Source organism: Vibrio sp. SG41-7, assembly GCF_014164465.1.
Lineage (GTDB): Bacteria > Pseudomonadota > Gammaproteobacteria > Enterobacterales > Vibrionaceae > Vibrio > Vibrio splendidus.
Genome location: NZ_JACJFF010000008.1, coordinates 18,267 through 28,702, shown reverse-complemented (window position 1 = coordinate 28,702; position 10,436 = coordinate 18,267). Strand labels below are relative to the sequence as shown.

General features: G+C 43.5%; 8 protein-coding genes. 2 read left to right on the top strand and 6 right to left on the bottom strand.

Translation table 11 applies throughout. The features are described 5' to 3' along the window. Positions 1–94: 94 nt before the first annotated feature. Positions 95–448, top strand: coding sequence for a hypothetical protein (locus tag H5300_RS03635; protein WP_017072193.1), 354 nt, complete (start codon positions 95–97; stop codon positions 446–448). Between the two features lie 232 nt (positions 449–680). On the opposite strand, the gene H5300_RS03630 is transcribed toward H5300_RS03635, so the two are convergent. From H5300_RS03630 to H5300_RS03610, 5 genes are all read right to left on the bottom strand, one after another. Further along, positions 681–1,577 carry an RNA polymerase sigma factor RpoD/SigA gene (locus H5300_RS03630; RefSeq protein WP_182795442.1) on the bottom strand — a complete coding sequence of 299 codons (897 nt, stop codon included), beginning with the start codon at positions 1,575–1,577 and terminating at the stop codon, positions 681–683. Positions 1,578–2,068: 491 nt separating this feature from the next. Next, positions 2,069–2,401: an Hpt domain-containing protein gene (locus H5300_RS03625; RefSeq protein ID WP_017079133.1), complete on the bottom strand. Its 333-nt coding sequence runs from the start codon at positions 2,399–2,401 to the stop codon at positions 2,069–2,071. Continuing rightward, positions 2,395–3,984, bottom strand: a complete 1,590-nt coding sequence (locus H5300_RS03620) for a response regulator (RefSeq protein ID WP_182795441.1) — start codon at positions 3,982–3,984, stop codon at positions 2,395–2,397. Before H5300_RS03620 ends, H5300_RS03625 begins: the two co-directional genes overlap by 7 nt. Before the next feature lie 286 nt (positions 3,985–4,270). Next, a complete protein-coding gene (locus H5300_RS03615; protein ID WP_004730582.1) occupies positions 4,271–5,821 on the bottom strand; it encodes a DHA2 family efflux MFS transporter permease subunit in 1,551 nt (516 codons plus the stop codon). A gap of 3 nt (positions 5,822–5,824) precedes the next feature. After that, positions 5,825–6,889, bottom strand: a complete 1,065-nt coding sequence (locus H5300_RS03610) for an HlyD family secretion protein (protein ID WP_182795440.1) — start codon at positions 6,887–6,889, stop codon at positions 5,825–5,827. 128 nt (positions 6,890–7,017) lie between these two features. On the opposite strand from H5300_RS03610, the gene H5300_RS03605 reads away from it, so the two are divergent. Then, on the top strand, positions 7,018–7,920 hold the full coding sequence (locus H5300_RS03605; protein ID WP_017097897.1) for a LysR family transcriptional regulator: 903 nt from the start codon (positions 7,018–7,020) through the stop codon (positions 7,918–7,920). A 72-nt stretch (positions 7,921–7,992) separates the two neighbouring features. On the opposite strand, the gene H5300_RS03600 is transcribed toward H5300_RS03605, so the two are convergent. Then, on the bottom strand, positions 7,993–10,347 hold the full coding sequence (locus tag H5300_RS03600; RefSeq protein WP_182795439.1) for a glycoside hydrolase: 2,355 nt from the start codon (positions 10,345–10,347) through the stop codon (positions 7,993–7,995). Positions 10,348–10,436: the final 89 nt, after the last annotated feature.

Here is a 10,436-nt window from a genome sequence, read left to right as displayed (position 1 = left end):
TTGTCGCTGAGATTCATTCTTTGGCTTCAAAAAACTTGAGAATCCACAAGAATGTTCTTAGTTACTATAGAGAGAGTTAAAAAGGAGTGAGGGCATGTATCGTTATGTCAGTTCACCGCAAGCGTCGAAGTACATAGTGCCACCGCCTCAACATCGTGAGTTGTCGAGTGTGGATGTGCCTGAGTCCGAATTAGAGATGCGAGAAATATTGAACAATTGGTTTGCTGATGGTTTAGCGCCCATTATTGAAAGTGAAGATGACTACATCTCTGCGAGCGATCACGTTCGATTTGAAAAGCTTAGCCGCACCGTTGGGATGCTGTTGAGAAACAAAGATTATTATTTTGCGGCTAAGCGGATTTTATCTGTGTGGGAACAAGATTGCCTTGAAACCACTTACATCAATTATCTCATTTTACGCAGTGAGCGAGTCACTTCTTTAAGGTAAATGAATGCTGTGGCATTTGCCAATAGCGATTAGCCATTTAGGGTTCGTGTGCTTACGATCTTTTTGTTTTTCTACCGAATTAGGTAAACAAAACAGGCAAACAAAAAGGGCAAGCTTTGAGGCTCACCCTTAAGGTTCTTTCTTTAATTAACGTTGTTGCTCTCAATTAACGATGCTTTTGTCTAACGTTATTGTTTTACCTGTCGTTATTACTTCTCAGTAGGGTTGAGACTTACACCCAACCATCAAATTTGAGTCGTTTTTGAATTCTCTCGACTGCTTCTTTCTGCATTTGTCTAACACGCTCATTAGAAACATTCACATCTTGCATTTGTCCCACCTCAGACAGTGTTTTCACCTTGTTATCAAAGAAACCAAAACGGTGAATGAGAACCTTCTGTAATTTGGGTGGCAGTGTGTTTATGATTTGCTCTAGAGCTTGGGTAAAAGACTGATCTTCACAATCTTTTTGCGGGTCAGGGATATACTCACTTTCACACTGTTCAAGTACTATCGGTGCGTGGCTGATACCAACCGTTGTTGTCACGTCAATAAACCCGCTAAGCGCTACGAGTTGGTCGACACGTTTTGCCTTAACGCCAGAGCTGTCTGACAACTCTGAAATAGAAATCTCTTTACTCATTTTTTTACTTACATCGAGCTTCTTGGACGCGAGGCTGTTTATTTCTTTGCATACGTGGGCGGGCAATCGGACAGTACGACCTTTGTTCATCAATGCCGCTTCAATATTCTCTCGAATCCACCATACGGCGTAAGTCGAAAAGCGATAACCGGGTTCGGGGTCGTATTTATCGATTGCTTTGATTAAGCCGATGTTACCTTCCTCGATCAGGTCGAGCAGCGTGAAGTTGTTGCCTTTACGTTTTAGGTAACTCTTTGCGATTTTTACAACAAGTCGCAGGTTTGATTCGATCATGATGTCACGTGCTTGCTTGTCACCAGCGCGATTCAATTTTGCGTAATACACCTCATCTTCACGCGACAGCAGATCAATCCCCACAATATCCTTTAGATAGTGAGCATAAGGTTCTGCAGTGGTAGAAAATGATTCGGTAATGGGTGTTTCATCCGTGAGCCCCTGAAACGCAGCAAAACTATCGTTGTTCATTTCCTTGTCCTTATCTAGCCGACTGAACGTTTTATTTTATTATTATGCCACCAAGTGATTAACGCTTGGTTTCATTAGAGTGTAGATAACAGTTTCTTCTTTACCAATAAATAAAATGCAATTTCGTATGTTTATGTCACAAAAAGATCTACAAATATTTAACCATTTTACATCTCATCGAACGTGTCGATTTTTCATAGGAAACATGAATATGCATAGCTTATAAAGTATGTGTTATGCATTGGCGTATGTAGATAAACCGAGTGAATTTATAGGAGCGGGCGGCTATATAATTGATAGGGAAAATGAGGAGAACGTGGCAAGAGTCGAGGTTCCATGTTGCCAAAGTACCTCAGCTCTTTAACCTGTTCAGCTGACATTGTTTGCTGCGTAAAACTATAAAAACTATTAGTGGAGACTAAAAGCTGTTACGGAATACTAAAAGCTATTACTGAAGACTGAAAGTGATTACTAAAAGCTCATTGAATTGACTAATAAGTGCTGAGCACCTCATCGATTTGTTTGTTGATGATCTTCATTTCGCTGTAGATAACAGAAAGATCATCATCTTGAGGTGCAAGCTTATTAAGTGTGTTTTGCTCGACTCTTTCTAAGGCCACGGTGGCGGTTTCTTCGCCGAAGCTGGCTAATATGCCTTTTAATGTGTGTACGGTAAAATGAAGCTTGCCCCAATCCTGTTGCTGTACCAGTTCTTGTATCTCTTCTAATGAATTGCCATGGTCTTCTTGATACACAGACAACACAGCGAAAATCACTTCTTTGTCATTATCTAAGTAGGCATTTAGGGCATCAAAATCTAGCATATAGACTCCTGTCGGCTGTATGTTGAAAATGGGCTGGGCGGCTTAGTAGAAAAACCAGATCTTAATGAATCACTGAGCCATTGGCTCCATCTTGGTGGAAGCTCTAGCTGCGCGAGCTGTTTCAAGTATTCGTGTCTAAGGTTTTCTTCTATATGAGCTTTATGGACGGCATATATATAGTCAAGTTTCGCCGCAATTGAATATGGGTAATTGTGAATGTAGTCCTTTAGTTCTTGGATGGAATCGGAATTTTCGATATTTACACAAGTAGAAGGGTCTACATCTTTTGATTCGAGTTGGTGGTTTATTGTCTCCCCTCGAGCTTTTAAGCACTCTGTAACTAAGTGGTACAGGGAGTACTCGCCAAAGTGAGTCAGGAGAGGCAGCAATTGAAGCAATAAGTGAGTGGGTTGGTTGTAAAAGTTATTTGCTAACAGTGTCGAGGCTCGAATCACTTTCTTGTGAGCAACTTGAGGGCTGTTCTCAATGAGTAAAATATTACTTTGAAATAGGGCAAGGCTGGCCAGAACTTGTTGCTGTTGTTTTACCGGAAGTTTGAGGTTTACCAACTCTGTGAATTGATTAGCATGTTCCAGCAGAATGCGTTTGTACTTTAATTGTGTCTCACGTTGGTAGGTCGCCTTTAGTGAACTGAAGTGAGCGCTAATGGAATGAATAATATCAATGTCGGCAGACGATATATGCGTCGCGTACATCTCACCAAGCTTGATAAGCATCAGGGTGTTGTCGACGTTTTCTGCCAAGTCGATTGCTCTTATCGCACGGTGACTGATGCTAGGCGTCATTTCAAACGCTCTTATGGCCAGTTTAAGCGCGGGCAGTAACATATTATGTTTTTCATAAATGCAGCTTAAACAATCAATAACGTTTAATGACAACGGCTGAGCAATCAGGTAATTGTGGAGCTTTTCTATGGCTAGGTTCGGTTTACCCAAGCTGTCTAGAATTAATGCCTCTGCGACTAATTTGGTCGGGTGCATTTTCGTGTTCGAGTTGTCGATTGTGCTTGAAAGCAAATCCCATTCTTTGCCTCCAATTAAGTGTTCAATCAATGTCGCTTCAAACTGAACGCTATTGCCATTAGGGGAGATCGCTAACGCTTGTGTCAATCGTTCCAAATTAGTGATCGGATATAAGTCATTCAGTTGGGTGAGTTTCTTCGAAACGGACACAGCACTTTGAATCTTCTTGCCTAAAGATTGAGTATTGATCGGTTTAGAAACAAAGTGATGTGCTTCGCCAGAAAGGGCCGTCAATACGGTTTCCTGACGCATATCCCCAGAAACAAGAATCGTGGCGACTGTATGATCGATGAGCCTGTTTCGATAGAGGATCCCCAAAAGCTCAAACCCCGTGAAGGATTGTTCTAAGTGGTAATCGATGAGGAGTACATGAAATGAGTGCGTCTCGACCGCCTTGATGGCTTGTCGATAATCGGTCGCAATAAAGATGCAATCATGTGAAATGCCCAAGCTCGAGAGTTGCTGCTTAATAAGTATTGTTGCGCTCTTAGAGTCGTCGACAATCAAAACCCGCAGGTCTGTTGGTAAGGTCAAATCCATTTTCCTCAATACCAAATGTTATGTTTAATTTAGGTGTCAGGTTGCACATTGTCAAGGTGCCTATATCACATACAAACACTCAATAAACTATTGGTAATTAAAGAGTATTCGATAACATTTATGAAAGCCTTCAAACGCAGGCTGCGTTTACCTTATTTTTGTGGGGTTATCCGTGTTTTAGAAATAAAAAAGAGGTAAGCCGATAAGCTTACCTCTCTGTTTTTTTACTCGATTTTTTATCCGAAATGTAGCCTTTTTTGAAGCTTTACTAACTAAAAAACTAGCGCTAATCACGCATGTTAAAAATCAATACTGCCGCTAGAGCCAAGAACGCCGTCATCATTAAGAACACATCGTTGTAAGCCATGATGGCAGCGTCACGTTGCATTGTACCAAGTAAGCTTGCTTGCGCTTGTTGCATCGCCGTTGCGGCATCACTTCCTGATTGAATGAAAAACGCTTGTTGTTGCTGAAGCGTCTGCCAACCAAGTTGACTCACAGAAGGCAACGACTCCTTGATGTGTGCTAAGTGCTCACGGGTTTTGTTATCCAATAGCGTAGCGATAATCGCGATGCTGAAAGCACCACCTAAGTTTCGCATCACGTTGGTTAACGTTGATGCATCTGGTGTATCCATTTTACTGATGTTTTTCATGGCAACCAAAGACAGCGGAACCATAATAAATGGGCTACCGATAGCACGCAGAACCATAGACAAAATCAGCTGTTGCCCACCAAAATCGATTGTCATGTGCGTATTCACGTAACAACTGAAACCGAACATTGCGAAGCCAAAGGTCACCAAGTACTTAGGCTTAATTATCTGTGTTAGCTTGGGCACAATTGGGAATATCAGAAGCTGTGGGAAACCCATCCACATTAGTACTTCACCAATTTCCATCGCGTTATATTGCTGAATTTGAGTGAGATACATCGGCAGCACATAGATAGAGCCAAGCAACGCCATCCCCAAAATCAAATAGGCGATACAGGACATAGCAAACTGCCCATCCCGCAATAGCCGCAGGTTAACCAATGGCTTTTTGTGTTGGAGTTCGTTTATAACGAAATAAACCAAACTCACCGCCGACACGATACTCAAGCCAATAATAAAGCTCGAACTGAACCACTCTTCACGGTTACCTTCTTCTAGTACCACTTCCAAACAACCTAGCCCTAACGCCATGGTGGCAATACCAAACCAGTCCGCTTTTTTCAGGGTGCCAAGGTCGAGCTTTTCATCATCCAAGCCATATCGGATCATGGTGATCACAAGCAAAGCGGGCGGAATATTGATGTAGAAAATATAGTGCCATGAAAAGTTCTCCGTCAGCCAACCACCAAATGTTGGGCCGATCGATGGAGCAAAGGTCGCGGTTACGCCAAACAGTGCCATACCCACGGCACGTTTGTTAACAGGCAATAACTGAATCACTAACGAGAAAGCAAGCGGGATTAAAGCGCCACCACTGAAGCCTTGCATCGCTCGGAACACGATCATCGAGGTCATGTTCCAAGAAAACGAACACAACAAAGATGAAATGGTGAAAATGGCCGTCGTCCACGTGATATAACGGCGTTTACCGAGTGCTTTGGAAAGCCAACCACTGAGTGGAATAGCAATCATCTCTGCGACTAGATAAGACGTAGAGATCCACGAACTTTCATCTAAGGTGGCAGACAGCGCGCCTTGAATATCTTTGAGAGACGAGTTGGTGATCTGAATATCCAAAATCGCCATAAACGCGCCAATCAAACCGCCAAATAGGGCGATCCAATGACGTCTTGAAACCTCGCCATCATCATTAGTGTGGGTGACAACACCAGCGTTACTCATGGTCTAGCCTCGTTTATCGATGGTCGCTACCACAGACAAACCAGGAAGCAGTCGACCTTTCAATTCTTGCTGATCTGGAATGATGATTTTCACCGGTACACGTTGAACGATTTTAGTGAAGTTACCTGTCGCGTTTTCTGGCGGCAGTAGCGCAAACTTTGCACCAGTGGCAGGGGAGAAGCTGTCGACAACGCCTTCGAGTGGTTGTCCCGGAAAGGCATCCAGTTCGACTTCTACCGTTTGGCCTTTGTGAATGCCGCTTAGCTGTGTTTCTTTGAAGTTAGCTTCAATCCACACTTGGTTGTTTGGTACCAAGCTCATAAGTGGTGCGCCTGCTTGAATCAGCAAGCCTTCACGGACGCTACGTTTACCAATCACGCCATCTGTTGGCGCGTAAACTTTGGTGTAATCAAGGTTAAGTTGTGCTTGATCTCTTTGTGCTTGAGCTTCAGTCACGGATGCGTTTGCTTGTTCGATTTCACTCGCAATCACGATTAGCTGATCATTACTTGCGACGAGGTTTGCTTTTGCTTCTTCAAGTTCTGCTTGGGTGACTTTTTGTTGTGCGACCATGCTGTCGACTTCATCTTGCGAAGCATAGTTACGCTTTAATAAGCTACGAGAACGCACGACTTGTTGGATTGCACGCTCGTATTCAGCTTGTGCGGAATCAACACGGCTCTCGGCTTGATTTATTTGGCTACGTTGTAACGTTTGTTTAGCGATAAGGTTGTGTACGCTTGATTGAACGACGCTTAAATGCGCATTCGCCTGAGCAAGTGCAGATTGGTAATCACGATCATCGATTTGAACCAACAAGTCACCTTGTTTAACCGATTGGTTATCACTCACGTAAGACTTAACAATATAACCCGACACCTTCGGGCTTATATTCGTGATGTCGCCTTGTAGGTAGGCATTGTCGGTAGATTCGAAGTATTGGCCATAGCCGTACCAATATCCGGCGCCAGCTAGACCTAATGACAGCATGATCGCAGTAGCAATAAGCGGGGCTTTTTTACGTTTTTTTGTGCTTACTGATTGCGAAGCGTTGTTGTTCTCTGTCATTTTTTATTTCTCATTTTGTTTTTATTTAGATGTAACGAATTGTAAGTGAATTCGATTGATTGATAAGATAGGAAAAAAGGGAAACACTGTTGCAAAAATCTTACTAATATAGCTTTGGGAGAAGTACGATGGACTTAAATGCTGTGACTGTTTTTACACAAGTTGTTGATTGTGGGAGTTTCACGCACGCAGCTGAAGCATTGAACATGACCAAGTCGACCGTCAGCCGAAAGCTTGACGAGCTCGAGCAGCACCTAGGTGTGAGGTTGATCACTCGTTCGACACGAAGTTTAGTTTTAACGCCAGAGGGTGAGCGCTTTTATCAGTCGAGCATGCAGATGCAAGAGATCATGAACCAAGCTGAGTTAGAGGTTTCTGCCAATCAGGATTTGATCCGAGGGCAGTTGAATGTTGTGTTGCCTGTCGAATTGGGACATCAAGTATTAGCCACATACATCCACAGTTTCCTAAAAGAGCACCCAAACGTGACTTTGAACTTAGAACTGTCGAATCGAGAAGTCGACATCATTGCGGAGGGGATCGATCTTTACGCACAAATTGGTGAGCTAGTGGACTCGAGCTTGGTTTCTCGCTACCTCACAACATCGAAGCGTGTATTGGTAGCCAGCCCTGAGTATTTAGAACAGTTCGGTGAAATCTCTTCACCCGATGATCTTAAACCGCCATTCAGAATGATTGAGGTGGTGAACAAGGCGGCGCGTTTACCCAAGTGGCATTTGCAATTAGAAGGCGGAGAGTCGATTTTGATCGATCTACCGTGTCAGTTGCGGGTGAATACCATCACGGCATGCCTAACAGCGTGTGTGGATGGGCTCGGCTTGGCGGTGCTTCCTGAATTCATTTGTCGGGAACACTTCAAGACAGGTAAGCTGATTCGTTTGTTACCTGAATATGAGATGCCAGAAGTTTCAGTAAGCCTAGTGTATGCAGACAGGCAGTTGATGCCCAAACGTAAGAAGGTCTTTATCGACTATCTACTGACTGCCTTTCAAAATAGGAAGCACAAGTAACGGGCTGAACATTAGCGGTTAAATAAGTGCTTAAGCTTCCTATTATTCGTTTTTGTCTAAACCGTATTGAAGCTAACTATGATTGGGCTGCCAGTCGACGACTTGTCCATTCACTAATATAGCTTTGACCGATAAGGCAGCAATATCGATACCGTTGTGACGAAATGCCTTGTTGGAGAAGTTGGCTATGATCTTACTCCTGTCACTGAACTCGGTTTGTTGAACATCGCCGTTCTTATCTAACCAGTCGAAATCGACCAACTGTTTATCCCATAACTGTTCGTGCATTGGTTCAAAGCCATCTTGATAGTGTTTGAGTGCTTTGACCCTTGGGCTTGAACTTGATAACGCTTCATCTCTAGTTAAGTGAACTATCGGGGGTGTGTTGTACAGCATGGCGATTAAGTCACGTTCTGCTTGTACATTAGTGAATTTAAGGCTGTCTGAGTGCCAATGGTGCGTATTGATCACTTCATCGTGGAAAACGGCTTGGTATAACGGGATTCGATATTGTGGCGAAAACAGTAGCGACTTGTAGGGCTCTTTAACCTCGGCGGGTTTAAAGAAGAAGTCAGGCTTGTGGTCTGGGTACCAACGACCTAAGTAATAGGGAGATTGGCGATTCTCTTGCATGTCTTTATCTGTCCAGCCAAAACCAACCGTTTCTAAGCCGTGCGCAAACGCGATGCCTTTTGTTGTTAGGCTGTTGCCATCTTCAGATCCTAATACTAACGATGGTTGCTCGCTAAGCCACTGCATTCGGTTATTGAAGGCAGAAAGTATATCCGACTCACTGGTGTTATCGCGGTAGTCCTCACGTGCCATGGCCGTCGCATCAACATCTAAGAACAAGCTGTTGAAGTTGCCGAATCTCATAATGTCTTGAGCGCGTTGTTTTACGTATTCTAAATGGCAATTCGGGTTTAAGTAAAAGCCGTTTCCACGAAATCCTTTTTTCAAACTCCCATCCGCTAGTTCAATGGCACAACTTTGACGCATTGGCTCTGGTAATTGAGCGGTTAGCCAGTTGTCATTGAGCTTCTCAGGAATGGCTGTGTTGTAGGAATCGTAAGTACCGACTAGATATCCGGACTGTTTTGCCATAGCCACGGCGTTAGGTTGATAGAATGCTGGCATCCAATTATCGAATCCTAGCCACAGTTTGTTTAAGCCTGCCTTATTTAGGTTGGTGACCATGTCTGAAGACAACGCTTGTCCCCAAGTGTCTGACGAGTTTAGGTAAGGGGAAGCGTGCTCTAGCAACCAGTTCTTCTTATTCTGCGCTGCCACGTATTGAGCTTTAATCGTGTTGTTTTCGAGTGTCGGATTACCAACAGGATATAACACCTGCAATGACTGGCTAATAGAGTCCAACAATAGTTGTTTGTGATACTGACTGAACCAATCTTTACCCTTAGACAGTGACGACAGCTCTCTTTTCGCTTCCGCAGAAATGCTGAGTTTAGACCTCTCTAGATACCATGTTTTCAATCCCCACCAGTCGCTCACATTCTGGACGCTTAATGGATCTTTACCAAACAAATAAACGTGGCTCGCGCCGATCAACTTACTCACATCTGGATTGCGCTTTTGCTTTGCTACAAGTGTTTCAGACTGGTCATTATTGATGCGCCAATCTCGGTACTGTTTGGCACCATCTAACCACGAGTCTCCGAGGGTGATACGAACAATAAAAGGCTGTGACTGATTGAGCATCGTAAATTGGTGTGATGCCTTCATATCAATTTTGGTCTTTGTATTTGAGGAAGCATTAGAGGATGCATCTGAAAAGAGCAGTTGATTGTTGCTTGCATTAATCATCTGATAGCTAATTAAGTGGTCGTTCTGTTGTGCTGTCCAAAAAGGTATCTTTAGGTCTTGAGTGGTGTTGCTTCCAGAATGGTTGTCGACTAGATAACTACCCCAAAGCTTGTTATCTGTAGGGACACGCATGCCTTCGCTAAAAGGAAGAAATAGGGTCTGAGTTTGTTTTTCTGCAAGATCGAACCACGCCAACTCTACGGGCTGGTTACGTTTCACCTGCATATTTGAAGGGAAGCTGAACTGAAAAGTGAGTTGATCTTGATTTAGCTCTGCCTCAATGTTTATCCCACTAGGTACTAAGGTCCAAGTTGCAGTCTTTGCTGAGTTAGTTTTATCGGAAAGACCAATGACTAGATTGGTCACTTTCTGTGGTTGGTTATCAACGGTGAGAGCGCCGCTGTTAACGCTTAAGCCGTTCCAATCTATCTCTAAAGTATTCGATGAAATAGAGACTGTATTGTTGTTACTGGTGTTAGCGCTAACGCTGCTATTACTGGTTAGCGTTATTTGGCTCGCTTGTGTATTGGATGAAAACAGACAAGCTGTTGTTAAAGCTACAATGGCACAAGTAGAAAGATTGAGTGGGTGACGTACGCTGAGCATATCTAGATTCCGTAAAGGGTAAGTACGGTTATTACACCCAAGTAGCGCTAGTGCTTTGTCACCTATATGTCTCTATTTTCTGCATTACC

Coding starts and splice junctions, on each gene's coding strand:
- H5300_RS03625 (WP_017079133.1), bottom strand. CDS start 2,401: ATGCTAGATTTTGATGCCCTAAATGCCTACTTAGATAATGACAAAGAA.
- H5300_RS03610 (WP_182795440.1), bottom strand. CDS start 6,889: ATGACAGAGAACAACAACGCTTCGCAATCAGTAAGCACAAAAAAACGT.
- H5300_RS03620 (WP_182795441.1), bottom strand. CDS start 3,984: ATGGATTTGACCTTACCAACAGACCTGCGGGTTTTGATTGTCGACGAC.
- H5300_RS03630 (WP_182795442.1), bottom strand. CDS start 1,577: ATGAACAACGATAGTTTTGCTGCGTTTCAGGGGCTCACGGATGAAACA.
- H5300_RS03635 (WP_017072193.1), top strand. CDS start 95: ATGTATCGTTATGTCAGTTCACCGCAAGCGTCGAAGTACATAGTGCCA.
- H5300_RS03615 (WP_004730582.1), bottom strand. CDS start 5,821: ATGAGTAACGCTGGTGTTGTCACCCACACTAATGATGATGGCGAGGTT.
- H5300_RS03605 (WP_017097897.1), top strand. CDS start 7,018: ATGGACTTAAATGCTGTGACTGTTTTTACACAAGTTGTTGATTGTGGG.
- H5300_RS03600 (WP_182795439.1), bottom strand. CDS start 10,347: ATGCTCAGCGTACGTCACCCACTCAATCTTTCTACTTGTGCCATTGTA.